Origin of the sequence: Kitasatospora sp. NPDC048239 (assembly GCF_043202015.1) — a bacterium.
Lineage (GTDB): Bacteria > Actinomycetota > Actinomycetes > Streptomycetales > Streptomycetaceae > Kitasatospora.
The window spans coordinates 260,924-286,296 of the sequence record NZ_JBICZP010000009.1 but is presented as its reverse complement, the minus strand read 5'-3'; the positions used below and the strand labels follow the sequence as shown (position 1 = coordinate 286,296).

Annotated in this window: 23 protein-coding genes and 1 pseudogene; 14 read left to right on the top strand and 10 right to left on the bottom strand. The window is 72.9% G+C overall.

Annotation, left to right across the window (positions count from 1 at the left end; all coding sequences use genetic code 11):
- Window positions 1-70: 70 nt before the first annotated feature.
- The 3 genes from ACGFZP_RS24930 to ACGFZP_RS24920 all read left to right on the top strand — a co-directional run bounded on the left by ACGFZP_RS24930 (window position 71) and on the right by ACGFZP_RS24920 (window position 2,432).
- The gene (locus tag ACGFZP_RS24930) at window positions 71-1,231 is read left to right on the top strand and encodes an FAD-dependent oxidoreductase (RefSeq protein ID WP_392936876.1); all 1,161 of its coding nucleotides are present in this window, start codon (window positions 71-73) and stop codon (window positions 1,229-1,231) included.
- A 122-nt stretch (window positions 1,232-1,353) separates the two neighbouring features.
- A complete protein-coding gene (locus ACGFZP_RS24925; protein WP_392936874.1) occupies window positions 1,354-1,737 on the top strand; it encodes a hypothetical protein in 384 nt (127 codons plus the stop codon).
- 11 nt (window positions 1,738-1,748) lie between these two features.
- Window positions 1,749-2,432, top strand: coding sequence for a hypothetical protein (locus ACGFZP_RS24920; RefSeq protein WP_392936873.1), 684 nt, complete (start codon window positions 1,749-1,751; stop codon window positions 2,430-2,432).
- A 395-nt stretch (window positions 2,433-2,827) separates the two neighbouring features.
- Here the strand turns inward: ACGFZP_RS24920 and ACGFZP_RS24915 are convergent, their stop codons facing one another.
- From ACGFZP_RS24915 to gcl, 3 genes are all read right to left on the bottom strand, one after another.
- Complete coding sequence (locus ACGFZP_RS24915; protein WP_392936870.1) at window positions 2,828-3,316, bottom strand: glutathione peroxidase; 489 nt, start codon at window positions 3,314-3,316, stop codon at window positions 2,828-2,830.
- A gap of 109 nt (window positions 3,317-3,425) precedes the next feature.
- Entirely contained in the window at window positions 3,426-3,914 is a 489-nt protein-coding gene (locus tag ACGFZP_RS24910; RefSeq protein WP_392936867.1) for a pyridoxamine 5'-phosphate oxidase family protein, read from the bottom strand.
- 160 nt (window positions 3,915-4,074) lie between these two features.
- A complete protein-coding gene (gcl, locus tag ACGFZP_RS24905) occupies window positions 4,075-5,853 on the bottom strand; it encodes a glyoxylate carboligase (RefSeq protein ID WP_392937013.1) in 1,779 nt (592 codons plus the stop codon).
- Between the two features lie 1,140 nt (window positions 5,854-6,993).
- Here gcl and ACGFZP_RS24900 point away from each other — a divergent pair.
- Complete coding sequence (locus tag ACGFZP_RS24900; protein WP_392937010.1) at window positions 6,994-8,526, top strand: SulP family inorganic anion transporter; 1,533 nt, start codon at window positions 6,994-6,996, stop codon at window positions 8,524-8,526.
- Between the two features lie 107 nt (window positions 8,527-8,633).
- Window positions 8,634-8,930, top strand: coding sequence for an MTH1187 family thiamine-binding protein (locus ACGFZP_RS24895; protein ID WP_392936864.1), 297 nt, complete (start codon window positions 8,634-8,636; stop codon window positions 8,928-8,930).
- A gap of 167 nt (window positions 8,931-9,097) precedes the next feature.
- Here ACGFZP_RS24895 and ACGFZP_RS24890 read toward each other — a convergent pair whose 3' ends face one another.
- On the bottom strand, window positions 9,098-9,577 hold the full coding sequence (locus tag ACGFZP_RS24890; protein WP_392936862.1) for a DoxX family protein: 480 nt from the start codon (window positions 9,575-9,577) through the stop codon (window positions 9,098-9,100).
- Between the two features lie 225 nt (window positions 9,578-9,802).
- Here ACGFZP_RS24890 and ACGFZP_RS24885 point away from each other — a divergent pair, with 225 nt between their 5' ends.
- The 3 genes from ACGFZP_RS24885 (at window position 9,803) to ACGFZP_RS24875 (ending at window position 12,642) form a co-directional block, all read left to right on the top strand.
- Window positions 9,803-10,384: a TetR/AcrR family transcriptional regulator gene (locus ACGFZP_RS24885; protein WP_392936859.1), complete on the top strand. Its 582-nt coding sequence runs from the start codon at window positions 9,803-9,805 to the stop codon at window positions 10,382-10,384.
- Window positions 10,385-10,462: 78 nt separating this feature from the next.
- Entirely contained in the window at window positions 10,463-11,884 is a 1,422-nt protein-coding gene (locus ACGFZP_RS24880; RefSeq protein ID WP_392936858.1) for an MFS transporter, read from the top strand.
- Window positions 11,881-12,642: an SDR family NAD(P)-dependent oxidoreductase gene (locus ACGFZP_RS24875; RefSeq protein ID WP_392936855.1), complete on the top strand. Its 762-nt coding sequence runs from the start codon at window positions 11,881-11,883 to the stop codon at window positions 12,640-12,642. Before ACGFZP_RS24880 ends, ACGFZP_RS24875 begins: the two co-directional genes overlap by 4 nt.
- Before the next feature lie 148 nt (window positions 12,643-12,790).
- Here the strand turns inward: ACGFZP_RS24875 and ACGFZP_RS24870 are convergent, their stop codons facing one another.
- Window positions 12,791-13,054 carry a hypothetical protein gene (locus tag ACGFZP_RS24870; protein WP_392936852.1) on the bottom strand — a complete coding sequence of 88 codons (264 nt, stop codon included), beginning with the start codon at window positions 13,052-13,054 and terminating at the stop codon, window positions 12,791-12,793.
- 237 nt (window positions 13,055-13,291) lie between these two features.
- Here ACGFZP_RS24870 and ACGFZP_RS24865 point away from each other — a divergent pair, with 237 nt between their 5' ends.
- A complete protein-coding gene (locus ACGFZP_RS24865; protein WP_392936850.1) occupies window positions 13,292-13,789 on the top strand; it encodes a nitroreductase family deazaflavin-dependent oxidoreductase in 498 nt (165 codons plus the stop codon).
- On the opposite strand, the pseudogene ACGFZP_RS24860 reads toward ACGFZP_RS24865, so the two are convergent.
- From ACGFZP_RS24860 to ACGFZP_RS24850, 3 genes and pseudogenes are all read right to left on the bottom strand, one after another.
- Window positions 13,779-14,345 (bottom strand): annotated as a pseudogene (locus ACGFZP_RS24860) (transposase); the annotation flags it as partial. The gene ACGFZP_RS24865 and the pseudogene ACGFZP_RS24860 overlap by 11 nt on opposite strands.
- A gap of 54 nt (window positions 14,346-14,399) precedes the next feature.
- The gene (locus tag ACGFZP_RS24855; RefSeq protein WP_392936848.1) at window positions 14,400-14,873 is read right to left on the bottom strand and encodes a GNAT family N-acetyltransferase; all 474 of its coding nucleotides are present in this window, start codon (window positions 14,871-14,873) and stop codon (window positions 14,400-14,402) included.
- A 75-nt stretch (window positions 14,874-14,948) separates the two neighbouring features.
- Window positions 14,949-15,227, bottom strand: coding sequence for a helix-turn-helix domain-containing protein (locus ACGFZP_RS24850; protein ID WP_392936847.1), 279 nt, complete (start codon window positions 15,225-15,227; stop codon window positions 14,949-14,951).
- 79 nt (window positions 15,228-15,306) lie between these two features.
- Between ACGFZP_RS24850 and map the strand changes: the two genes are divergently transcribed.
- A complete protein-coding gene (gene map / locus ACGFZP_RS24845; RefSeq protein ID WP_392936844.1) occupies window positions 15,307-16,074 on the top strand; it encodes a type I methionyl aminopeptidase in 768 nt (255 codons plus the stop codon).
- A 110-nt stretch (window positions 16,075-16,184) separates the two neighbouring features.
- Here the strand turns inward: map and ACGFZP_RS24840 are convergent, their stop codons facing one another.
- Both ACGFZP_RS24840 and ACGFZP_RS24835 read right to left on the bottom strand, forming a co-directional pair.
- Complete coding sequence (locus tag ACGFZP_RS24840; RefSeq protein ID WP_392936842.1) at window positions 16,185-17,084, bottom strand: hypothetical protein; 900 nt, start codon at window positions 17,082-17,084, stop codon at window positions 16,185-16,187.
- Window positions 17,081-18,088: an SPFH domain-containing protein gene (locus tag ACGFZP_RS24835; protein ID WP_392936840.1), complete on the bottom strand. Its 1,008-nt coding sequence runs from the start codon at window positions 18,086-18,088 to the stop codon at window positions 17,081-17,083. The genes ACGFZP_RS24840 and ACGFZP_RS24835 overlap by 4 nt, the downstream gene beginning before the upstream one ends.
- 166 nt (window positions 18,089-18,254) lie before the next feature.
- Here ACGFZP_RS24835 and ACGFZP_RS24830 point away from each other — a divergent pair, with 166 nt between their 5' ends.
- The 4 genes from ACGFZP_RS24830 to ACGFZP_RS24815 all read left to right on the top strand — a co-directional run bounded on the left by ACGFZP_RS24830 (window position 18,255) and on the right by ACGFZP_RS24815 (window position 25,251).
- The gene (locus ACGFZP_RS24830) at window positions 18,255-19,337 is read left to right on the top strand and encodes a hypothetical protein (protein WP_392936837.1); all 1,083 of its coding nucleotides are present in this window, start codon (window positions 18,255-18,257) and stop codon (window positions 19,335-19,337) included.
- Between the two features lie 264 nt (window positions 19,338-19,601).
- Complete coding sequence (locus ACGFZP_RS24825; protein WP_392936835.1) at window positions 19,602-21,962, top strand: transglycosylase domain-containing protein; 2,361 nt, start codon at window positions 19,602-19,604, stop codon at window positions 21,960-21,962.
- Between the two features lie 261 nt (window positions 21,963-22,223).
- Window positions 22,224-24,419: a glycoside hydrolase domain-containing protein gene (locus ACGFZP_RS24820; protein ID WP_392936833.1), complete on the top strand. Its 2,196-nt coding sequence runs from the start codon at window positions 22,224-22,226 to the stop codon at window positions 24,417-24,419.
- Window positions 24,420-24,504: 85 nt separating this feature from the next.
- Window positions 24,505-25,251: a hypothetical protein gene (locus ACGFZP_RS24815; protein ID WP_392936830.1), complete on the top strand. Its 747-nt coding sequence runs from the start codon at window positions 24,505-24,507 to the stop codon at window positions 25,249-25,251.
- The last annotated feature ends 122 nt before the right edge of the window (window positions 25,252-25,373 follow it).

The window sequence follows — 25,373 nt, the reverse complement described above, 5'->3', positions numbered from 1 at the left end:
ATACAGCGGTGCCCGACGGGCCCGCGGCACCGGGCCGCGGCCGTGATCCGGCGCCACCGAAGGGAATCCCGTGAACCCCGTAGCACCCGCCCGTGCCAGGATCAGCATCATCGGCGCCGGACCAGGCGGACTGACCTGCGCCCGCATCCTCCAGCGCCACGGCATCGCGGTCACCGTCCACGACGCGGACGAGGGCCCCCGCGCCCGCAACCAGGGCGGCACCCTGGACCTGCACGCCGACGGCGGCCAGGTCGCCCTGCGCGAGGCCGGCCTGGTCGAGGAGTTCGTCAGGCTGGCCCGCCCCGAGGGGCAGGAGATGCGCCGGGTGGACCAGACCGGTGCGGTGACGTCCCGCCAGGTCCCGGCCGCCGACGAGTACGTCAAGCCGGAGATCGACCGCGGCCAGCTGCGGGACTTGCTGCTCGACTCCCTGCAGCCGGGCACCGTGCGCTGGGGGCAGGCCCTCGACAGGGTCGGCGGGCCCGCCGACGGGCCGCGGCAGCTGCACTTCACCGACGGCACGACCATCGAGACCGATCTGGTCATCGGCGCCGACGGTGCCTTCTCCCGGGTGCGCCCGGCGGTGTCCCCCGCCGTCCCCCGGTACACCGGGGTGAGCTTCCTGGAGGCCGGGTTCTCCGACGTCGAGAACCGCCACCCCGACCTCGCCGCACTGGTCGGACCGGGAGGCGCCCACGCGGCCGACGGCGACCGCGCGCTGTTCGCCCAGCGCAGCAGCGGAGACCGCATCCGCGTCCACGTCATCCGGCGGGTCCCCGTCGGCTGGATCGGCCGCAACGGTCTGACCGCCGCCGACACCGAGGCCATCCGTGCCCTGCTGCTCGACGAGTACGGGCACTGGTCGCCGCGCATGCTCCGGATGATCACGGACAACGAGGGGCCCTACGTCGACCGCCCGATCTTCGCCCTCCCCGTCCCGCACACCTGGGAGCCCAACCCGACCGTCACCCTGCTCGGCGACGCCGCCCACCTGATGCCGCCGCTCGGCGTCGGCGTCAACCTCGCCATGCTCGACGCGGCCGAACTCGCCCTCGCCCTGGCCGGATCCGCCACCGTCGAGGACGCCGTCCGCAGCTACGAGCGGACCATGCTCCCGCGCTCCACCGAGACGGCCGCGCTCCTCGACGGCGCCGCCGAGCACCTCCTGTCCGCCGGCCTTCCCGACCACTCCGACCGCCCCGGCCTCGGCGCCGACGGCGCCCGGCGCTGAATCCCCGGCCGGCCCCGGCCCGCTCCGCGGTCACTCACCTTCACGTGTGAGTAACCGTCAGACTGCCTCTGGGGAAGGTGATTTCGTGGCACACTGGGCCCCGATCGCGACAGGGGGGTCTCATGACCGGGGTGGAACTGGTGACGGCGGCACTGGCCGCCGGGGCGTCGGCGGGGCTGACCGACACGGCGAGCAGCGCCGTTCGGGACGCGTACGGCACGCTCCGGGAGGCGGTCCGCCGCCGGGTGTCCGCACCGGGCGAGGAGGCGCTGGACGCCGGACCAGCGGAGCCGGAGGCCTGGGAGGCCCGGCTGCGCGAGGAGCTGACCGCGTCCGGGGCCGACCTGGACCAGGAACTGCTGGCGGCGGCCGAGGCCCTCCTGGCGCTGGTCGGCCCGCGAGGCAGGTACCGGTCCGGTCCGCGGGGCAGGTACCAGGTCGACGCGCGCGGCGCCAAGGGCGTGCAGGTCGGCGACCACTCCACCCAGACCATCACGTTCAACTGAGGTTGCATCCGATGGACAGTCACGACCGCCGCTCCCCGCAGATCGACGCCCGAGAGGCGTTCGGGCTGCAGATCGGGGACGGGAACCTGCAGATCAACGTGGTGGGCGGCGGCCTGCCGCCGACCGGCGGCTTGCAGCCGACCGCACCGGCCGACCGGGCCAGGCGGCACCTCTACTTCAGGATCGGCAGCAGTTCCGGGACGAAGTTCGACATGATCCCGCCGATCGCCGACTCCCACCCGTCAGGAGCACTGTCCGAATTCCTGGCAAGGCTGGAGCGGGTCGGCATCCGTCAGGACCAGGTCGACGCGATCCGCGCCCGTGCGGCGGATGTGGCCGCTGCGTCCCCCGGGGAGCAGTTCGTGGCAGGGGTGTTCGCGTTCGCTGCGGCGGTCGACGATGTCACCGACGAGCTCCGTGAGCGCTCGGTCGGTGACGAGTTCGACTGGTTCATCCTGGCCGATCTGATCGGGAGGATCTTCCTGATCGTGCGGGCGATGTGGCCCGAGGACCCGACTCCGGAGGCCGAACCCCTGCGGGCGGGCCTCTTCGCCCTGGCGGAGCGCCTGGACGTGTCGGCGAGTGTGCGGAGCGGGATCCAGGACTTCGCCACCATGGAGTTCCCCACGGCCACGCTCGACGAGTTCGCCAGTGCCACGATCCGCCTCCAGGAGCTCTGCAACCGCCTGCTCTGACCACCCGGTGCAGGCGCGCCCCGGCCGCCCGCAGGGGTGCAGGCGAGCAACCACGGCTTCGCCGTCGGCCACGCCGACCAGGTGTCCTACTATGCCTGCCGACATGCCCCGGCCGCCTGGCGGCACCAGGTTGGGGCGATCCCAAGCACTGCGCACTGCTTCCAGGGCCGGGCCGTTCTCGATACTCCCGACGCCCCTGTGCCCTGCCGGATACTGGTCGGCACCGCCGGGGCCGGCAAGACCCAGCTGGCCGCGAACGAGGCCCCGCACTGCCTGGCAGGACGAGCAACTCGACCGGCTGGTCCGGGGCGCCGCCGCCCGCCTGCGACGGGCCGGCCGGGCACGCCAACGGGCCCGGGGCGACGGCCCCGGGCCCGTTCGGTGAGCCGTGTGCGTCAGGCCGGCAGAAGGGCCTCGATCGCGGCGACGACCTCGTCGGCCTCCGGCTCGGTGCGCGGGCGGATGCGGGCGGCGACGGTGCCGTCCGGCGAGACGAGGAACTTCTCGAAGTTCCAGGCGACGTCCCCGGCCTGGCCCTCGGCGTCGGCGGTCTGGGTCAGCGCCGCGTACAGCGGGTGGCGGTCGTCGCCGTTCACGTCCGTCTTCTCGAACAGCGGGAAGCTGACACCGTAGGTGGTGGAGCAGAAGGTCTGGATCTCCTCGGAGCTGCCCGGCTCCTGCCCGGCGAACTGGTTCGAGGGGAAGCCCAGCACGGTGAAGCCGCGCCCGGCGAAGCGCTCCTGGAGCCGCTCCAGACCCGCGTACTGCGGGGTCAGGCCGCACTTGGAGGCGACGTTCACGATCAGCAGCGCCTTGCCCTTGTAGTCGGCCAGCGAGGCGGCCTCGCCGGACAGGGTGCGCAGCGGGATGTCGTACAGGCTCACGGGGGTGCCCTTCGGGATGGTCGGGTGTCGGGACGGGACTCGGTGCGGGCCCCGTCACGGGACTCGCTCGGAACGGTAGCCGCTCCCGCCTGCCTCAACCACAACCGGGCTACGGGTGTTCCGCCACCGGGGCGGTGTTCGAACCGAGCCGCGCGGCGACGGCGGAGAAGTCGGCGCTGTGCCAGCGCTCGGGGCGCATCCGGATGGCGATGTCGGCGGTCAGCTGTTCGGCGGTGGCGGCGAGGTAGGCGCGGGCGGTGGCGGCCGGCAGGTAGCGGTGGGCCATGGCGGCGCGCTCCGCGGGGTCGAGCCGGTCCTCGATCGCGACCACCGGGCCCTCCACGCTCACATAGCGGCAGGGGGCCTCCTCCTGCTGGGCGCAGAGGGCGAAGCGGCCCGCGGCGGTGATCCGGCGGGTCTTGGCGGAGTCGCGGCCGGTCAGGACGGTGAGCACCCCGCCGGGGCGGTAGGAGTACCAGATCGGGACGGCCAGCAGGCCGGGCCCCGGTTCGGCGCCCGTGCCGCCGACGGCGAGCACGCCGACGTGCGGGGCGGCCAGGAAGCGCTCGCGGTCGGCGACGCTCATGGTGAAGGACACGGCTCGGGCCTCCCGGGGGTGCGGAAGCCCGCGCGGTGGTCGCGCGCGGGCGTTCCGTGTACGTACCCGCACGACGGCTGCGCCGAACACCTGGCCAAAGGCCCGGTGGCGGGTGGGGAGGGCTCCCCGCGCCACCGGGCCCGGTGGGCCGTCGCCCGGCTCAGATCGCCAGCGGCCTGATCGCCGTCGGGGCGTGCTCCGGCAGGGTGGCGACCTCCTCGAACTCGGTCACGTTGCTCATGTCCACCGTCCGGCTCATCGAGATGTTGGTGATGCGCTCCAGGATGGCCTCGACCACGACCGGGACGCTGTGCTCCGCGGCGAGCTTCTTGGCCTCCTCGAAGGCGGCCGCCAGCTCGTTCGGGTCGGTGACCCGGATGGCCTTGACGCCGAGGCCCTCGGCGACCTTGACGTGGTCGACGCCGTAGACGCCGAGCTCCGGGGCGTTGATGTTCTCGAACTCCAGGTTGACCTGGAAGTTGATGTCCAGCCCGATCTGCGCCTGGCGGATCAGGCCGAGGTAGGCGTTGTTCACGAGGACGTGGATGTAGGGGACCTTGTGCTGGGCGGCGACCGCCAGCTCCTCGATCATGAACTGGAAGTCGTAGTCGCCCGAGAGCGCGACGATCGGGGTCCCGGGGTCGGCGGTGGCGGCGCCGATCGCGGCCGGGATGGTCCAGCCGAGCGGGCCGGCCTGGCCGCAGTTGATCCAGTTGCGCGGCTTGTAGACGTGCAGCATCTGCGCGCCGGCGATCTGGGAGAGGCCGATCGTGGTGACGTAGCGGGTCTCCGGGCCGAAGGCCCTGTTCATCTCCTCGTAGACGCGCTGCGGCTTCATCGGGATGTTGTCGAAGTGCGTGCGGCGCAGCAGGGTGGCCTTGCGCTCCTGGGCGGATGCGGCCCAGGAGCCGAAGTCCGGCAGCCGGCCCGCGGCCTTGAGGTCCTTGGCGACCTCGATGAACAGCTCCAGCGCGGCCTTCGCGTCCGAGGCGATGCCGTAGTCCGGGGCGAAGATCTTGCCGATCTGGGTGGGCTCGATGTCGACGTGGACGAACTTGCGGCCCTTGGTGTACGCCTCCAGGTTGTACCCGGTGTGGCGGTTGGCCCAGCGGTTGCCGATGCCGAGGACGAAGTCCGACTCCAGGAAGGTCGCGTTGCCGTAGCGGTGCGAGGTCTGGACGCCGACCATGCCGGCGCTCAGCTCGTGGTCGTCGGGGATGGTGCCCCAGCCCATCAGGGTGGAGATGACCGGGACGCCCGTCAGCTCGGCGAACTCGACCAGGAGGTCGGAGGCGTCGGCGTTGATGATGCCTCCGCCGGAGACGATCAGCGGGCGCTCGGACTCCAGCAGGAACTGGAGCGCCTTCTCGGCCTGGGCCCGGCTGGCGCGGGGCTTGTAGACCGGCAGCGGCTGGTACGTCTCCGGGTCGAACTCGATCTCGGTCAGCTGGACGTCGATCGGCAGGTCGATCAGGACCGGGCCGGGGCGGCCGGAGCGCATCAGGTGGAAGGCCTGCTGGAAGACGCCGGGGACCTGTGCGGCCTCCAGCACGGTGGTCGCCGCCTTGGTGACCGGCTTGGCGATCGAGGCGATGTCGACGGCCTGGAAGTCCTCCTTGTGCAGCTTGGAGACCGGCGCCTGGCCGGTGATGCACAGGATCGGGATCGAGTCGGCGATCGCCGAGTAGAGGCCGGTGATCATGTCGGTGCCGGCCGGGCCGGAGGTGCCGATGCAGACACCGATGTTGCCGGCCTTGGCGCGGGTGTAGCCCTCCGCCATGTGGGAGGCGCCCTCGACGTGCCGGGCCAGCGTGTGCCTGATCTCACCGGAGGCCTTGAGGGCGGCGTAGAAGGGGTTGATCGCTGCGCCCGGCACGCCGAACGCGACCTCAACGCCTTCGAGCTTGAGGATCTCCACCGCCGCGCGGGCGGCTGTCATACGAGGCATCGGGTTTCTCCTGCGTCGGCCCGCAGTGGGTCGGAGGGCTCATCTCCAGAATTCCACCATACGGAAGAACGGTTTCTGTATGTGGAAACAAAGTAAGGCGAGGCCTGTCGGGGCGTCAAGGGGACTTCAACAGAATGTGGAAGCTTGGCACGCCGGGCGGCGGCCGGGGAAACCGCAGGTGGCGGGTGGCGCGCGGGGTGTCCCGTCAGGCTGCCACGCCCCGGCGGGGGTGGACCACCGCCGCTTCCTCCAGCTCTGCGGGGTGTTCCGGGCCCGGTCGTCGTCGTTTGCTGCAAGCGGGACGACCCCGTGCCGGGTGCTGCTGCTCCGACCGCACGGCAGGGCGGCCCTGCGCCGCTTCGCGCGCTGTCGTGCGTATTCGGACGTCCTCGCGAACGGCGAACTGTCGTACCCGCCGAAGGGTCCGATCCGAGGCGCGAAGTGGCGCTGGTGTGCGGCCCGGGTGAGGGGATGGTGAGCGAGGTCGGCCCGCTCCCGTCGGCTGGGTACCGTCGGTGCCACGCCGGACCCGTCATGGTTTCCATGTTCAACGAGGGCCGCGGCAGGGGGTCTGGGATCGACCGGGGAGCGGGGGAGCTCCGGCCGTCGCGTCCCGTCCAGGCCAGGACCGGCGCGCCCGGTCCGCCCGCACCCGCCCGAAGGACGAGCCTCCCGACCGCACCCGCCCCGCCGCCGACACCCACCGTGACCCGCCGGCGGCCTCCTCGCCCTGCGGCCACCCGTACCGCCGCCCCGCCATCGCACGCACCGCGGGAGCCCGGACCCTCGCGGACTCCGGCCCACCGTCGCCCGGACCCTCGCGGACTCCGGCCCACCCTTGCCCGGGCCCTCGCGGACTCCGGCCCACCGTCGCCCGACCCGCCCGGAATCCCCGGGCGGTTGCCGCACCGTCGCCGCCCGCGCCGTGCGGCCCACCGCGCCGTGCCCAGCAGCAGCGCGCCCGCCACGGCGGGTGCGCGGAAGGAACGCACCCATGGACCACCCCGCCCGCTGTCTCTCCCGCCCGTCCCTGCGCACCCCGGCGGTGGCCCGGTGAGCCGCCCCAGCAACAGCCCGCCCGGAGGCCCCCGCGAGAACGCCCCGCCGGGCCGCGCCCGCCTCCGCCGTGGCCTGCACCCGCGCCTGCTCCGGCACCGCGCCCCCGTCCGCGCGCTGCGCGCCGTCCCCTGGCGGTACGACCTGCCGGCCTCGCTGGTGGTCTTCCTGGTCGCCCTGCCGCTCTGCGTCGGGGTCGCCGTCGCCTCCGGCGTCCCGGCCGAACTGGGACTGGTCACCGGCATCGTCGGCGGCCTGCTGGTCGGCGCCCTGCCCGGCAGCAGCCTCCAGGTCAGCGGCCCCGCAGCCGGACTGACCGTGCTGGTCTACGAGGCCGTGCAGGAGTACGGCGCCGGCGCCCTCGGCATCCTCGTCCTCGCCACCGGCCTGCTCCAACTCGCGATGGGTGCCTTACGGTTGGGCCGCTGGTTCCGGGCCATGTCGGCCTCCGTGGTGCACGGCATGCTGGCCGGGATCGGCCTGACCCTGCTGTTCGGCCAGTTGTACGCGCTCGCCGACCGCAAGGCGCCGACCACCGGGCCCGAGAAGATCGCCGGGCTGCCCGCGCTGCTGCGCGACGCCGCCACCGGCGCGGCCGCCCCGGCCGCCGTGGGCGTCGGCATCGCCACCCTGCTGCTGCTCGTGCTCTGGACGTACCTGCCGCCCCGAATCGCCCGGGCGGCGCCCGCACCGCTGGCCGCCGTCGGCATCGCGGCCGCCGTCACGGCCGTCGCCGACCTCCCGGTGGCCCGGGTCCGGGTCTCCGGCCTGCTGGACGTGGTCGCCCTGCCCGACCGGGACGCGCTCGGCGCGCTGGCCGGCACGGCGGGCGTGGGCACCATCCTCGCCTTCACCCTGATCGCCTCCGCCGAGACCCTGTTCAGCGCGGCCGCCGTCGACCGGATGCACCACGGCCCGCGCACCGACTACGACCGCGAGCTGACCGCCCAGGGCATCGGGAACACCCTCTGCGGGCTGCTCGGCGCGCTGCCGATGACGGCGGTGATCGTCCGCAGCGCCACCAACGTCCAGGCGGGCGCGCGCACCAAGGCCTCGCGCACCCTGCACGGGGCATGGCTGCTGCTGTTCACGGCCCTGCTGCCCGGAGCGCTCGGGCTGATCCCGCTGACGGCGCTGGCCGCCGTGCTGGTGCACGCGGGCGCCAAGCTCGTCCCGGTCCGGCGGATCGTCGGGCTCTGCCGCGAGCACCGGGGGGAGGCGGTGGTGCTCGGGGTGACGGCGGTCGCCATCATCACCACCGACCTCTTCGAGGGCGTGCTGATCGGGATCGGCCTGGCCGTCGTCAAGTCGGCCTGGCAGACCTCGCACCTGCAGATCGCCGTGGAGGAGGCCCCGGCCGGCGAGGGCGACGGGGCCGGCGGGGTGCTGCGGGTGCGGCTGAGCGGAAACGCGACCTTCCTGCGGCTGCCCCGGCTGCTGGACGCGCTGGAGCGGCTCCCGGCGGACCGCCCGGTCGAGTTGGACCGGTCGGGGCTGCGCCACCTGGACCACGCCTGCACGGTCGCACTCGCCTCCTGGGCCGCGCAGCACCGGGCCCGGAGCACCGCGCCGCTGGCGGTCGAGCCGCCGCTGCCTACGGTGGTGTGAGGGCGCTCGGCGCGGGGGTGCGGGCTAGCGTGGGTTCGGCCGAGGTCTTGGTGCCGGTCCCGGTGCCGGGGCCGGGCAGTGTCGACGGAGTGAGGAGCGACGGAGTCGTGATCGCAGCGTTTTCGGTCACCCCGCTGGGGGCCGGTGAGGAAGTCGGGGAGGCGGTCGCCGCCGCCGTCCGGGTGGTCCGGGCGAGCGGACTGCCCAACCGCACGGATGCGATGTTCACCAGCATCGAGGGGGAGTGGGACGAGGTGATGCCGGTGATCCGGGAGGCGATCGAGGCGGTGAAGGCCTACGGCAACCGGGTCAGCACGGTGATCAAGATCGACGACCGGGCCGGGGTGACGGACGGTCTCACCGCCAAGGTGGCCTCGGTGGAGCGCCACCTCGCCGGGGACTGAGGCGAGTTGGTGGCTGAGGAGCGTCGGGGCTGAACGCGTGGCGGTCGAACGCGTCGATGGCTGAACGCGTCGAGGGCTGAAACGCGTCGGGGGCGGGCCGGTGGACCGGCCCGCCCCTTCGGATGCGCGCCGGTTGGGGCGGCGCGCAGGTCGGTGCGTTGCTTCGGTCAGCGCGTCGGGGTCGGCTGCGAGGTGCGCTCGGAGCTCCCCGGCCGCCCGGCCAGGTCGGCGCCGGCCCGTCGTGGCAGCAGCCGCTCCAGCGCGAACGGCCCCGGGCCGAGCGCCGCGATCGCCAGGAACGCGAAGCTGAACATGGCCGAGGCCTCGCCGCCGTTCTGAATCGGCATCAGCGCGTGCTCCTGGTGCACGGAGAAGTACGCGTACGCCATCGAGCCCGAGCAGAGCAGTGCGGCGGTCCGGGTGCCCAGGCCGACCAGCACCAGGATGCCGCCGACGAGTTGGATCAGGGCGGCCCACCAGCCGGGCCACTCGCCGACCGGGACGGAGCCGCCGCCCTTGGCGCCGCCGAGTACGCCGAACAGCGAGGCGACTCCGTGGCAGGCGAAGAGCAGTCCGACGACGAGCCGAAAGGCCGTCAGGATCACCGGGCGGGCGTTGTCGACCGCCGGAATGGGGCGTGCTGGCATGGGGGAAGCGCCTCCTGTGGGGGAAAAACGGGCGAGAGGGGGCGAGGGTGGGGTAAGGGTAGCCTTACTCGGGTCGGTTGACAATACTCCGTCAGATTCATCGCCCCCGAAGTGGTTGGTGCGGACGGCGGCCGCGCGGGGGCGGTCCGGTGCCGGTCCGGTGCCGGTCCGGGGTGTCCAATTCTTTCTTGACCGATCGATCCAGATAGGTCTAGGGTTCAGGACATGGCACGGACCAAGGAATTCGACCCCGACGCGGTGCTCCAGTCGGCTCTTGAGCTGTTCTGGCGGCGCGGCTACGAGGCGACCTCGATGGCCGACCTGGTCGAGGGGCTCGGGATCGCCCGCGCCAGCATCTACGCGACCTTCGGCAGTAAGCACGAGCTGTACCTGCGGGCGCTGGAGCGCTATGCGGAGCAGTCCAACCCGGTGCTGCTGGCCGAGCTCTCGCAGCCGGGGCCGGTCCTGCCGGCCGTCCGCGCGCTGGTCCGCCGCTTCGCGCGGGAGGCCGCCGAGGACGGGTTGAAGCGCGGCTGCTTCGTCACCAACACGGCCGTCGAGCTGGCCCCGCACGACCGGGACTCGGCCCGGCGGGTGGAGGCCAGTCTGGGGCACCTGGAGACGGTGCTCACCGCGGCCCTGGTCCGGGCGCAGGCGCAGGGCGAGCTGCCGGCCGGGCGCGACCCGCGGGCGCTGGCCCGGATGCTGCTGGTGCTGATGCAGGGGCTGCGGGTGATCGGCAAGGCCGGCGAGGGCGCGGCCAGGGTGCGCGACGCCGCGGAGCAGGCGCTCACGCTGCTGGCCTGAGGATCCGCGGGGGCGGTGGCCGGCGCTTTCTGCTGTCTCGATACTGAACCGAACGGTCAATATAGTGAGGGGGGTTCCATGGCTTTACGTCCAGGCTTCGCACTGCTCGGCGGCGTCCAGGCGACGCTGATCTTCACGATCATGATTCTCTCCGTCCCGCTGCCCCTGGTCGCCCGGGAGTTCGGGCTCGGCCCGTCCGGCGTGCTGCTGCTCAGCGCGGCCTACGGACTCTCCTTCAGCTCCCTGCTGCTGCTCGGCGGCAGGCTCGCCGACCGCCACGGCGGGCGCCGCGTCCTGCGGGTCGGCCTCGCCCTGCTCGCGGCGGCCTCGGTGGCCGCGGCCGCCGCCCCCGACTTCCCCGTCCTGCTCGCGACCCGCTTCGCGCAGGGGACCGGCGCCGCGCTCGCCGCCCCGGCCGCCGTCGCGGTGGTCCGCGCACTGCACCCCCAAGTCGCCGACTACCGAAGGGCGATGGCCACCTGGGGAGGGCTCTCGGTACTCGGTGCCACCGCCGGAAACCTGCTCTCCGGCGTGGTCACCACCTGGGTCTCCTGGCGCTGGCTGTTCGCCGTACCGCTGCTGGTCGCCGTCACCGGGCTCGCCCTGGCCGGACGCCGACTCCCGGCCGCGCTCCCGGCCGCGCTTGCGCCCGGTGGTCCGTCCGAGGCGCCGCCCGGCCGCACCCGTCCCGGTCTCGACCTGCGCGGCGCCGTTCTCGCCACCACCGGTATCTGTGCGGCCAGTTACGGCCTGGTCTGCTTCGGCGAGCACCGCTGGAGCGACCCCGTCGTCCTCGGACCGCTCGCCGCCGGCCTCGCCCTACTGCTCGCCTTCGCGGCCGCCGAGCGCCGTACCGCCGACCCGCTGCTGCCGCCCGGCTTCCTCGCCGACCGGCGCAGGGCCGCCGCCCTGGCCGCCGTCATGGCGACCGCCGCCGGCACCGCACTGGCCTTCCTCCTGCTCGCCCTCTACCTCCAACAGGTCCGCGGCTGGAGCGTGTTGGCCACCTCGGCGGCCTTCCTGCCGTACGCGGCGGCACTGCTCCTGGCCGGCCGGGCCGCCGGACCGCTGGCCACCCGCTACGGTGCCGCCGCCGTCACCACCGGGGGCCTGCTGCTCGCGGCGACCGGCCTGGCACTGCTCGCCGGCCTCAGGGCCGACACCCCCTACACCACCGGGCTGCTCCCCGGCCTGCTCCTGCTGCCCGCCGGGGCCGGACCGGCCTTCGCAGGCTCGGCGGTCCTCGCCACCGCCGGTGTGCCGGCCGAGCGCACGGGCCTGGCGGCGGGCGTACTGAACACCGCCATGGAGCTCGGCCCCACCACCGGCCTGGCCGCCCTGATGGCGCTCGCGGCCACCCGCCCGACCGTGGTCGGCGGCTACGCCACCGCCTTCGCGGCGGCCGCCGCAGGGCTGGCCCTCACCGCCGCGGCCGTGGCCGCGGCGTCCCGAACCACCCGTCACCCGCAGATCGTCCACACCAAGGAGTACTCCGCATGAGCACGCGCTTCGCCGACAAGTCCGTCCTGGTCACCGGCGGCGGCACCGGCATCGGCCGGGCGATCGCCCTCGCCTTCGCCCGGGAGGGAGCCCGGGTCGCGGTCGCCGGCCGCACCGGAGGCCCGCTCGCCGAGACGGTCGCACTCATCGAGGCGGCGGGCGGCAAGGCCGCCGCCCTGATCGCCGACGTGTCCAAGGGCGAGGACGCCGCCAGGCTGGTCCGGGAGACCGTCGAGGCCTTCGGCGGCCTGGACGTCGCGGTCAACAACGCGGGCATCCTCGGCACCCCCGCACCGATCGCGGACCTCGACGAGGACGACTGGCAGCGGGTGATCGACATCAACGTCACCGGGACCTTCCTCGCGATGAAGCACCAGATCGCCCACATGCGGGCCAACGGCGGTGGCGCCATCGTCAACCTCTCCTCCAACCTCGGCACCCACATGCGCATGTCCGGCCTCGGCGCCTACGCCGTCAGCAAGGCGGCCGTCGCCACCCTGACCCGCAGCGCCGCCCGCGACCACATCGGCGAGGGCGTCCGCATCAACTCCGTCAGCCCGGGCCCGGTGGAGACCACGATGTCCACCCGCCCCGGCGAGAACGCCGCCGACAAGGCCGACCGGATGAAGTCCGGCGTCCCCGCCGGCCGCGCCGGAGCCCCCGAGGAGATCGCCGCGGCCGTCCTCCACCTGGCGTCCCCAGAGGCCGCCTTCACCGTCGGCGCCGACCTCGTCCTCGACGGCGGCATCACCGCCTGACCCCGCCGGCGCCCCCTGAACGGCTGACCGCCCCCACCGGCCAGCCGTTCAGCCGCACCCGGCCTCGTTTCTCTCACCGGACCAGGACCATCCGCCCAGCCGCCGCCTCCCTGCTCGAATGGCCTGCGGGCCCAGGGGGTCCCAGACGTCAGAAAGTGCCGAAGAAGCGGGCCCACCAGGCGGGCTGCCGAACATGTGAGGGCAGTCGGCCCGGCGCTCGGTAGTCGCACTCCAGTAGTTCCTCGGCAATCACCACATGGCCGAGCTCGGCCGACGCCCGGTTGACCTTTGCAAGGTCGGCGCCGTCCAGCTCGCCCTCGGCCTGGGCATCATCCGTTCCGAGGAGGGCGCCCGGGTTGTCCGCACGGACCAGCGCCAGTGAGCCGAACCTGCTCACGCAGACGACGGCCATCGAGCTCGTGCAGCAACGCCAGCAGGCCCGCTCCGCTCGGTCATCCGCTCATCCTGTCAGGCCAGCCACAGCTGGATCAATGCCCTGACCTGTGGAGACGCGGGCCGGGTGCGACCCCGGAACCCCGCCCTCACACGTGAAGTCGTCGGCAGGGCGGGAACGGCGGTCTCCCCTTTCGGGCGGGGCCTGTGTTGGACTGTTCCGACACAATCCCTACACGGCAGCAGGGTGAACGCGATGCCTCTTGAGGGCGAGTACGAGCCGAGTCCGGCGCAGTGGGTGCGCGACCAGGTCGAGCTGTACGAGAGTTCGGGCGGCACGCAGGGCACAACGCTCTGGGACACGGGCCTGCCGGTCGTCATCGTCACGATGCGCGGAGCGAAGAGCGGCAGGATCCACAAGATTCCGCTGATGCGGGTGGAGCACGAGGGACGGTACGCGGCGGTGGCCTCGAAGGGCGGCCACCCGCGCCACCCGGACTGGTACTTCAACCTCAAGGCCGAGCCGCAGGTGGACCTCCAGGACGGCCCCGAACGGCAGGGCATGACGGCCCGTGAGCTCACCGGGGACGAGAAGGCCCAGTGGTGGCAGCGCGCGGTCGCGGCGTATCCGCCGTACGCCGAGTACCAGCAGAAGGCGGTCGACCGTGTGATCCCGGTCTTCGTCCTCGAACCCGAGCACCTGGCCGACCCGGCGAAGGCCCCGACGAAGGCCCCGGCGCCAACGGAGAACTGACTTCCAGGTCGAGCAGGGTCTCGCGCTCGTCTGCCTTGGCCCCGGTGAGTGCGAACGCGATCGGCAGGCCGTGAAGGGTGCAGACCAGATGCAGCCGCAGTCCCCAGAAGTAGCTCGAGTGGCTGGCGCAGTAGCCGTACTGGGCCCATCCGGCCAGGTCGGAGCGTTTGACGGTCTCTCGGGAGCGCCCGCACTCGACGGGCGTGGAGTCCGCTACCCACACGTCGTCGCTCCACAGTGTGGTGTCGCGGGCCAGTGCCCGGGTGACCCGGCGGATCAGGTCGGCGGCCTTGCGCAGCCGCTTGTTGTAGCCGGGCTGCTGGGGCAGGTACGGAAAGAGGTGGCGCAGGTGGGCGCCGGCGTGGCGCAGCCAGCGGGCCTCGGAGGTGAAACCGAGCATCGCCTGCATCATCGCCGGCGCTACCAGCTCGGCGGCGCTGAGCTGCGGAGCAATACCCACGGCCGGACGCTGCGGGGCGAACTGTAGCGAGTCTTTCAGCAGGTCATCGGTTTGCACGTAGAGTGCGGTCGCGAGGGTGTCCAGGTCGTTCGTCACAGACTGACCTTGGGCGCCCTCGCATCGTCCGCGCAGTCACTGCGAGAACTTCGCTCAGCTGGGCGCGACGGGCTGTTCGAGGAGTTCGTCCGGTCCGTCGAATCCGCAGCGCCGGTACAGCGGCGCACTGCGCTCAGACGGCCACACGATCAACGTATCCAGGCCGCGAACGCGCGCATAGCCGGTGGCCTCGTCGAGCAGGGCCCTGCCCAGACCGCGATTGCGCTGTTCAGGGGCGACGTAGAAGTTCGTCACGTAGCCCAGGGCGTCGGAACCCGGGTAGGGACTGGGGACCTTCTCCACAAGACACACGAACACGTGACCACAGGGCCGACCGCCCACTTCCGCAACCCAGGCACGCCACGGCCCGACCATCCGGGAACGCAGCCACTGCTCGCACTCGGCGGTGAACTCCTCTTCGTTCTGCGGGACTTCATCTCCGCCGTCCTCCACCTTGAACCGCCAGCGCATGGCTGCCAGCGCGGTCGCGTCATCGGACTCGGCCCGACGGATAACAACGTCACTCATGGCCAAACTCTCGCAGACCGATCCGACGAAGCGAAACTGCCTACGACCGTCCAACGACCCCTTGGAATTGATCATCTAGGCGGAGAGCGCCCGGCCGTCCTCGGTGGGGTCGGCGGCGGCGACCGCGGTGGCGAGGCTGTCGAGGGAGAGGCCGAGGGCGAAGGCCAGCGCGGCGATGGTGAAGAAGGCCGGTGTCGGAGCCCGGCCGGTCTCGATCTTGCGCAGGGTCTCCGCCGAGACGCCGGCCGCGGCCGCCACCTCGACCATGCTGCGCTCGCCGCGCGCCTCGCGTAGCAGCGCGCCGAAGCGCTCGCCGCGTTCGCGCTCCCAGGGGGTCAGTGGGGTCCTCACCATGCCCCGATACTAATACCGCCGAGACCGTGATAGATATACCGGTATAAGAATTGGTTGTGCGGGGTGAGGGAGTGCAGTCGTGGTGGAACTCAAGTCGGACGCGGCGCTGGCGGCGATGCGCGAGGCCGGGCGGGTGGTGGCGCAGGCCCTGGCCGCGGTGGAGGAGGCGGCCGCCGTGGGGGTGAGCCTGCTGGAGCTGGACGAGGTGGCGCGCGGGGTGCTGCGGGCGGCCGGGGCGTCGTCCCCGTTCCTCGGGTACCGCCCGGCCTTCGCGCCGGTGCCGTTCCCGGCGGTCATCTGCGCCTCCGTGAACGACGCCGTGGTGCACGGCATCCCCGACGGCTACCGGCTGGGTGACGGGGACCTGGTCAGCATCGACTGCGGCGCCGTGCTCGACGGCTGGGCGGGCGACGCGGCGGTCAGCTTCACCGTCGGAGCCCCGAAGCCGGGGGACGCCGAGCTGATCGACGCCACCCGCCGGGCGCTCGACGCCGGGATCGCCGCGGCCGTGGTCGGCAACCGGATCGGGGACATCGGGCACGCGATCGGCGCCGTCGCGCGCGGTGCCCGCCACGGGCTGCCCGAAGGCTTCGGCGGGCACGGCATCGGACGGCGGATGCACGAGGACCCGCACGTGCCCAACGAGGGCCGCCCGGGCCGGGGCTACCCGCTGCGGCCCGGACTGGTGCTCGCGATCGAGCCGATGCTCATGGCCGGCGGCCGGGACGACTACCACACCGACCCGGACGGCTGGACGCTGCGCACCGTCGACGGCAGCCGGGCCGCGCACGTCGAGCACACCGTGGCCATCACCGAGGACGGCCCGCGCATCCTGACCCTGCTCTGACGGGTCCGGCCCCGACGGGCCCTGCTCCGACGGGCCCTGCCCCGACGGGTCCTGCTCTGAACGGTCCTGCCCGGACGGGTGGACCGGGCCCGGCTCCGACGGACCCGGAGTCAGCCCAGCAGCCGCAGCCGGGTCTCGGCCACGCCCACCCGGACGCTCTGCCCCCAGGTCAGCTCCAGCGCGTCCGCCTCGATGCCGTCCCCGAAGGCGACCAGCCGCTCGGACTCGACGGTCAGGACCAGCCGCTGCCCGCCGTCGAGCCGGCCGTGCACCCGGGAGGTGCCGGTCGCGGGGGAGGGCCAGGCCTCGCGGACGAACCAGCCGAGCGCCGGCGCCGACGGCGAGGGAAGGTCGATCGGACCGCCGCGCTCCAGCCAGGTGGAGCGGCACCAGCCGGTGGCACCCGTCCCGGTGCCGACCAGTACTCCGGACGAGGCCTGTGGCTCGGCCGCCGAACCGTCCACGGCCAGCCGGTAGCGCGCCGTCTGGTGCCCGGGCTGCCCGATGTACACCTCGTTCAGCGCCAGCAGCCGCTGCGTGTCGTCGGCCACGGCCTCGACCATCGTGCGCTCCTCCAGGTGCCGGGCGCCGCTGCGCGCGACCGCGGCCGGGAGCAGGGCGGGCAGGGCCTCGGCGCGGTGCCGGACCAGCACGCCCGGGTTGCGGCCCGGGTCGGCGTCCACGCCGATCACCGGCTGGCCGTCCAGGTACTTGGCGACGTTGGCGACCAGCCCGTCCTGGCCGACCACGACCACCACGTCCTCGGGCTCGAACAGGAACCGCGGCAGGTCGGACCGCTCGACCCTGGTCCGCCGCCAGTCCAGCGGGACGGCCGCCGCCGCCCGGGCCAGGGCGTCCGCCTGCCGGTGGTGGCGCTGCTCCACCTCGTCGGCGGACCGGCCCCGGGAGGAGAGGAAGAAGGCGGCCTGGCCGGGCGTGCCGTGGTGGGCGAGCAGCTCCTCGTACTCGGTGCGGCGCCGGACCAGGACCGCCCGGGGGGTGAGGGTCACTGCCCACCCGCCGCGCCGGAGAGCTTCGCCAGCAGCCCGGTCACCAGGTCGGGGGTGAGGGTGACGCTGTCGATCCGGGGCAGGTGCTCGGCCAGCCGCATCAGGGCGAGTGCCCGAAGGACGGCCGGGTCGGCCTGCTGGTGGGCGGTCAGCCAGGCGGCCTCGGCGGCAGCGCGGGCGTCGCCGAGGGCGCGGGAGGCCTCCGCCTCCGCGGTGGCGAGCCGGGTGCGGCGCTCCGCCTCGGCCTCGGCGCGGACCCGGTCGGCCACCGCCTCGTCCTCGGCCTGAAGGCGGCTGTTGGCACCCTGCTGGGTGATCAGCTGCTTCTCCCGCCGAGCCAGCTCGATCTTGTTGGCGAGTTCGTTCTCGGCGATCCCGCGCTCGTGCTCGACGGCCACCGCGCGGCGCTCGAAGGTGGCCCGGTCCGCCTCCTGCTGGACCAGTTCGCGGGCGGGGGTGCGCAGGGCGCGCTCGACCTCGGGCTCGGGCCGCAGGGCGACCACCCGGACGGCGATCACGGCGAGCCCGGTCTCGGTGATCCGGGGTTCCGCGGCGAGCCCGTCGGCCATCCGCTCGCGTACCGCGCTGACGCCGTCGACCAGGGCGGCGGCGAGCGTGGTGCGGGCGAGCAGACCGAGCGCGTGCTGCTGGGCGGTCTCGGTGAGCAGGGTGGCCAGCTGGTCCAGCGGGGCGGACCGCCAGGCACCGGTGTCGGGGTCGATGCCGAAGTCCACCCGGGCGGCGGCGACGGCCGGTTCGGTGATCCGGTAGGTGAGGGTCGCCTGGACGGTGACGTCCTGGAAGTCGGAGGTGCGGGCGTGGAAGAGCATGGCGAGCTCGCGGTCGTCCACCGGCACCTCGGAGAGCGCGGCGGTGAGCGGGCGGAACCAGAAGGCCAGTCCGGTGCCGTCGTGGGCGACCTTGCCGCGGCGCAGGTGGCGGATGTGCGCGGTGGGAACGGCGCGCAGGTGGCGCAGTCCGAAGCGCCTGGTGATGTCGGCCATGATGACCACCCCTTTTCGTCACTCGGACGATATTAGGTGGCGACTGATCTCGTCAAGATGACGAAAATCGCCGAACCCCCCGTTCTCCGGCACCCCGCCCGTCGCCCCCTGCCCGGCGTCCGGCCGCCCCGTCCGGCCGCCGTGGGAGGATCGACGGGTGCTGAGGATGCGAACGGAAGCAGGTCAGAGGTCGGTCGGACGGGCGGCGGCGCTGCTGCTGGCCTGCCTCGCCACCACCGCCACCACCCTCACGGTCGCGCCGCCCGCCCGCGCGGCCGACCCCGCGGGCCAGCTGTTCACCATCGGCGACCCGCGCATCACCGAGTCCAGCGGCCTCGCGGCGAGCCGCTCCCACCCCGGCGTCTACTGGACGCACAACGACAGCGACGACGGTCCGTACGTCTACGCCGTCGACTCGCAGGGCCGTACCGTCGCCACCGTCACGCTGCGCGGCGTGCAGCCGCGCGACGTCGAGGCGATCTCGCTGGGCCCCGACGGGCGGCTCTACCTCGGGGACATCGGCGACAACCTGGGCGGGAAGTGGCCGGAGGTCTGGATCTACGCCTTCGCCGAGCCCGCCGAACTGCGCGACCAGACCGTGGACGTGGCCCGCTACCGGGTGCGCTACGAGGACGGGCCACGGGACGCCGAGGCGCTGATGATCCACCCGGTCACCGGCCGGGCCTACATCGCCAGCAAGAAGCAGGGCGGTGGCAGCCTCTACCAGGGTCCGGAGAAGCTCTCCACCGGTGGCGTCAACACCTTCCACCGGGTCGCCGACGTGCCCTGGACCACCGACGGGGCCTTCTCCCCGGACGGCACGCGCCTGGTGCTGCGCGGGTACTTCGGGGCCACCCTGTGCCGCTGGCAGGGCGACGCGCCCGCCCAACCCGCCCAGCTCTCCGCCCCGTTGCAGCGGCAGGGGGAGTCCGTCACCTTCACCGCCGACGGGCGGGCGCTGCTGTACGGCAGCGAGGGCAAGGACAGCCCGGTCTGGCGGGCGCCGCTGGACAACGACCAACTCCCCGACACCGTCCCGCCGTCCACCGCGCCGGCGCCGGCCCCCGCCCCGGGGACCGGGTCCTCCGCTCCCGCCGGGGCGTCCCCGTCGGTGGCCGACGACGCGCCGCCGTCTGCGTCCGGCGGCGCGTCGGGCATCGGCCCGTCGAGCGGCGGCGTGGGGCTGCTGGTCGTACTCGGCGTCGGAGCCGCGGTGTTCAGCCTGCGCCGCAAGCGCCGCTCGGGCTGAGCCGCCGTCCGGACCGGACCGCCGCCCGTGCTGAGTCGCCACCCGGACTGGCGCCCGGACTGGCGCGCTGGTCGGGCCGGGGCGCCGCCCGCGACGGGTTGGCCGCTCGTGAACGGCCGTAGGCGAACGACCCTTTCGGCTGGAGGGTCGCCCATCGGCCAGGTGTCCGAGGTGTCCTGACGAGGTGAATCTGTCGCCGATTTGTGACAAAGCTTGGCGAACACCCGTCCCAAGCACGGTTTTCGTGGACGTAGTGTTCCGGTTATGTCACCGAAGAGCCGCATACCTGCCTCGGACCCGGGCGACACCTGGGTCCCGCGCCCCCGGCGCCGCGAGACCCCGTTGGGCATGGTGGGCCACGGATTGAAGTTCCTCGGCTACAGCACGCTGGCGGGCGTCCTGCTGGCAGGTGTGGCCCTGCCGGCGGCCGGCGCGCTGGGGCTCGGCGCGAAGAGCGGCGCCGAGAGCTTCGAGAGCGTCCCGGACGACTTCAAGGCCCCGCCGCTCACCCAGGCGACCCAGATCTTCGATGCCAGCGGCGGCCTGATCGCCAAGGTCTACGAGCGTGACCGCACCGTCCTGCCCGCCGACCAGATGGCGCCGCTGATCCGCCAGGCGCAGGTGGACATCGAGGACGCCCGCTTCTACGAGCACGGCGCGATCGACCTCAAGGGCGTCCTGCGGGCCATCACCAAGAACGCCGAGAGCGGCGCGACCGTCCAGGGCGCGTCCACCCTCACCCAGCAGTACGTGAAGAACGTCAACGTCGAGAAGGCCGGCGACGATCCGCAGGCCGTGCTGGACGCCCAGCGCAAGACCCTGGGCCGCAAGATCCAGGAGCTCAAGTACGCCATCAAGCTGGAGGAGGACCTGACGAAGGATCAGATCCTCACCAACTACCTGAACATCACCTTCTACGGCCACCAGGCGTACGGCATCCAGGCGGCCTCCCAGCGGTACTTCAGCAAGGACGCCAAGGACCTCAACCTGCCCGAGGCCGCGATGCTCGCCGGCCTGGTGCAGAACCCGTCGCAGTACGACCCGAAGCTGCACCCGGTCGCCGCCCAGAAGCGCCGGGACACCGTCATCGACAAGATGGTGGAGAACAAGCACATCACCGCGGAGCAGGCGAGGGAGGCGAAGGCCACCCCGCTGGGTCTGAAGTACAAGGAGCCGCAGAACGGCTGCATCACCGCCAACGCCGGGATGGGCTTCTTCTGCGACTACGTGCGCCATGTGGTCAAGCAGGACCCGGTGTTCGGCAAGACGGCGGCCGAGCGCAAGAAGCTGTGGGACCAGGGCGGTCTGAACGTCTACACCACCCTGGACCCGGGCAAGCAGGCCGCCGCCCAGGAGGCGGTGACCAGGAAGGTGTTCGTCACCGACCCGGTCTCGGCGGCGATGACGATGGTCGAGCCGGGCAGCGGCAAGATCCTGGCGATGGCCCAGACCCGCCCGTACGGCCTGGACAAGGACAAGAACCAGACCGTCGTCAACTACAACGTGGACGCGGCGATGGGCGGCGGCAACGGCTTCCAGCCGGGCTCCAACTTCAAGCCGATCGTGGCCGCCGCCGCACTGGAGGCCGGGCTGCCGGCCACCCAGCTGTACCCGGCGCCCAACCGGATGGACTGGCCGACGACGAAGACCTGCGACGGCACCTGGAAGAACCTCGAGAAGGGGAAGAAGGGCGGCTCGATCCCCAACGAGTCGGCGAGCGAGAACGGCCCCTACGACCTCAAGCAGGCGATGGCGCTCTCGGTCAACACCTACTTCGTGCAGATGGAGCAGGAGATCGGGCTCTGCGCGGTCAAGCAGATGGCCAACAAGCTGGGTGTCGCGGGCAAGGCCAGCGGGGCCCCGCTCCAGGAGCTCCCGGCGCTGGGCCTGGGCACCCAGGAGGTCAGCCCGCTGGTGATGGCGAACGTGTACGCGACCTTCGCCGCCCGGGGCACCTACTGCGCGCCGGTCGCGATCAACCGGATCGTCACGGTGGCCGGCCAGGACGTGCCGGTGTCGCCCCCCAGGTGCAGCCAGGCGATGTCCGAGAACACCGCCGACGTGATCAACACCGTGCTGCTCGGGGTGACCGAGAAGGGCGGTACCGCACGGGACCTCGGCCTCGACGACGACCGGCAGATCGCCGGCAAGACCGGTACCACCGACGAGAAGAAGTCCGCCTGGTTCAGCGGCTACACCGCGAACCTGGCCGCCTCGGTCTGGCTCGGCGGTCCGGCCGGCGGTGTGCCGATGAAGAACATCCGGATCGGCGGCGTCTACTCCGCGGAGATCTTCGGCGCCACCGGGCCCGGCCCGATCTGGCAGATGGCGATGAGCCGGGCGGTGCGGGACATGCCCGAGGCCAGGTTCAACACCGTCTACATCCCGGACCCGCCGCCCAAGAAGGACCCGACCGCGAGCCCGAGCGGCGGCACCGGCTCGCCCAGCGGCGGTCCGAGCTCACCCGGCGCGGGCCCGACCCGCCCCGGCGGCGGCAACTCGCAGCAGCCCGGCCGTCCGCGCAACCAGCAGTCCCAGCAGCCGCAGCAGACCCAGCAGGCCCAGAACCAGCAGGAGCAGCCCCAGCGGCAGGACCAGCAGGACCAGCCCACGACCGAGGGCTGAACCACACCACCGAAGGCTGAACCACACATCCCCGCAGGCCCGGACCGGAGCGATCGCTCCGGCCCGGGCCTGCGGGGCGTGCGGGGGCCGCGGAGCAGGCGAAACGATTCACCCAAGGGACTTCCGGGCGCCGACGGGGACACTGTTAGGCTGCGCGGCGGGGGAAGATCAGGGCCGGTACGAACGGTTCTCCTGACGTATGGTCCGCATGCGCTGCGGCCCGCGCCTCCACCGAAGACGTTCACGATCGAGGGGGCCTCGTTGGCAGACGAAATGGTGCGGCAGGCACAGCGGTTCATCAACACCACCTACGGGAGCGTCGCCGGGATCGGCACCGTCCCCGAGGACGGCAAGACCGGCTGGCCGCTGATGTACGCGCTGACCCGCGCACTCCAGTACGAGCTGGGCATCACCGCGCTCTCCGACAGTTTCGGGCCGACCACGCTCTCCACCCTGCAGGGCAAGTGGCCGTCCATCGACCGGACCGGCACCCAGCCGGCCAACGTCGTGCGGATCGTCCAGGCCGGCCTGTACTGCAAGGGCTACGACGGCGGCGGCCTCGACGGCGTGTACAGCGACCGGGTGGCGGCCGCGGTGCGCAGGCTGAAGGCGGACGCGGGCGTGGCCGGGGCCTTCCCGGGCGATGCCATGGTGCCCAAGCTGTTCAAGGCGCTGCTGAACATGGACGCCTACGCGGTCACCGGCTCCGGCAGCGAGGCCGTGCGCTCCATCCAGCAGTGGATGAACGGCAAGTACGTCGGCCGGCGCAACTTCTTCGTCGTCCCCTGTGACGGCATCTACTCGCGGGACGTCCAGCGGGCGCTGATGTTCGCGGTCCAGTACGAGATCGGCATGAGCGACGACGTCGCCAACGGGGTCTTCGGCCCCGGCACCCAGGCCGGCGTGCGGAACAACACGGTCAAGGTCGGCTCCACCGGCACCTGGGTCCAGCTGTTCACCGCCGCGATGGTGTTCAACCGGCGCACCGGGGTGAACTTCAACAGCACCTTCAACGCGATCCTGGCCTCCCAGACCGCCGAGTTCCAGTCCTTCGTCAAGCTGCCGGTGACCGGACGCGGCGACTTCCAGACCTGGGCCTCGCTGCTGGCCTCCAGCGGTGACACGACCCGCAAGGGGACGGCGTTCGACTGCGTCAGCCAGGTCACGCCGGCCCGGGCGGACTCGCTGGTCGCCGCCGGGTACCAGACCGTCGGCCGCTACCTGTGCAACGTGCCGAACACCTCGCTCAACAAGATGATCCAGCCCGGCGAGCTGGCGGTGATCTTCTCCAAGGGGCTGCGGGTCTTCCCGATCTACCAGACCTGGGGCGGCTCGGCGAGCTACTTCACCTACGACCAGGGCCGGTCCGACGCCTTCGCCGCCATCGAGTGGGCCCGCTTCCACGGGTTCCGCGACGGCACCCGGATCTACTTCGCGGTGGACTTCGACGCGCTGGACCAGCAGATCACCGACAGCGTGATCCCGCACTTCCGCGGCGTCTTCGAGACCATCCGGGAGAACTCCCGCTACGAGGTGGGCATCTACGGCCCGCGCAACGCCTGCTCCCGGGTGAGCGCCGTGGGCTACGCCGGCACCAGCTTCGTCTCCGACATGTCGGTGGGCTTCTCGGGGAACCTCGGCTACCCGATGCCGACGAACTGGGCGTTCGACCAGATCGCCACGATCACCGTCGGCACCGGGGACGGCGCGATCGAGATCGACAACAACATCGCCTCCGGCCGCGACCTCGGCCAGGACGGCGTGGACCCGGGCACCGGCCCCGCCCGCCCGGACGTCGAGTTCGCCGTCGCGCAGAAGGGCGCCCTGCTCAAGGACGTCCAGCAGTACCTGGAGGGCCTCGGCGTCCCCGAGAGCGGCGGCTCCGGCATCCTCGACGAGGACACCACGACGACCTTCGCCAACTCCACGAGCCAGGCGCTGGACGCGGTCCTCGCCTACGACTGGCTGTTCACCCGGCTCGCCCGCACCCTGAACGTCCGCAAGGCGCTCCTCCAGGCACCAATGCTGTGGGAGATCCGCAGGTTCGACGGCCTGGACGCGGCCGCGGACGACGCCGTCCGGCGCGGCACGAAGGCCGACTCCGCCACCGGCCTCGGCCGGATCCTCGCCGCGGAGGCGATCGACGCTCGCAACCACTGCATCGACCAGGGTGTCATCAACGGCGGCCGGCTCGCCCAGGACAAGGACCGCGCGGCCGTCTGGAACAAGCTGCACGACGACCAGCAGTACAACATCGCCACCGTCGCCTACCTGACGCTCTACAACGCCGCCCGGCTCGGCCTGGGCCGGCCGACCACGGAGACCGGCGAGGCGGACGTCGAGCGGCTGCTGGCCCGCTACAACGGCACCGGCCCGAAGGCCGACGAGTACGGCCGCCGGGTGACCGGCCTCTACCGCACGCTGGAGAAGTACTTTGCGCCGCAGCGCGGCCTCTGATCCAGGCGGCCCGCGAGCGGCCACGGCCCGGCGCGCGGGAAGCGCCGGTCCGGTTCTGAACAGTGATTCCGGGAGGGTGAAAGAAGTGTCATCGGAGATCTCGCGGCGCGGCGTTCTCAAGGGGACGGCGGCCACCGGGCTGCTCGTCGCCGGTGCGGGTGCCGTGTCGGCCCAACCCGCCGCGGCCGCGCCGCGGACGGGGGCGGCGGCCGACCGGGCCCAGGCCGGCGCGGCGCCGCAGCCGGGCGTGCGCAACGCCCGGACCTCGGCCAACGGTTGGCGGATGGAGAACGCGGTGGACGCGGGCGGGGCGGTCTGGACGCGTCCGCTGCCCGGGACGACCGCACGGCTCGCCGTCCGGATCGGCCAGGTGGAGACGGTGCTGGTCCACCTGGCGCGGCGCTACCACTACGAGGTCGCCGAGCTCCGGGCCGAGGAGGTGGCCGGCTGGCGCAGCCCGGAGGGCATCCGCTCCTCCGCGCTCGCCGAGAGCAACCTGGCCTCCGGCACGGCCGTGGCCCTGCGGCCGGGCAGCTTCCCGCCGGGGGTCCAGGGCGGGTACCTGCCGTACGAGCTGCAGGTCATCCGTGACATCCTCGCCGAGCTCGACGGCGTGGTCGCCTGGGGCGGCGACGACAAGCACGTGGACGAGGGCCTCTTCTACCTGGCCGTCCCGCCGGGCGACGCGCGGCTGAAGGCGGTCGCCGACCGGATCCGCGGCTGGTCCGAGGCACCGGGCTCGGGCGCCGGCACCACCGTCGACGTCCAGGCGCCGGACCGCCGCAAGGCGGCTCAGCGGGTCGAGCAGCAGCAGCGGTCCGCCACCCGCTAGGGCCTCGCCTCCGGCGGGTGCCCCGGATACGGCGGTGGCCCCGCCCCGCGGCCCGTCCGGGGGCCCCCCCGCGCCCGGGGCGGGCTGTGGGCGCCCGCGCCGCCCCCAAGTCCAGCCGGGGC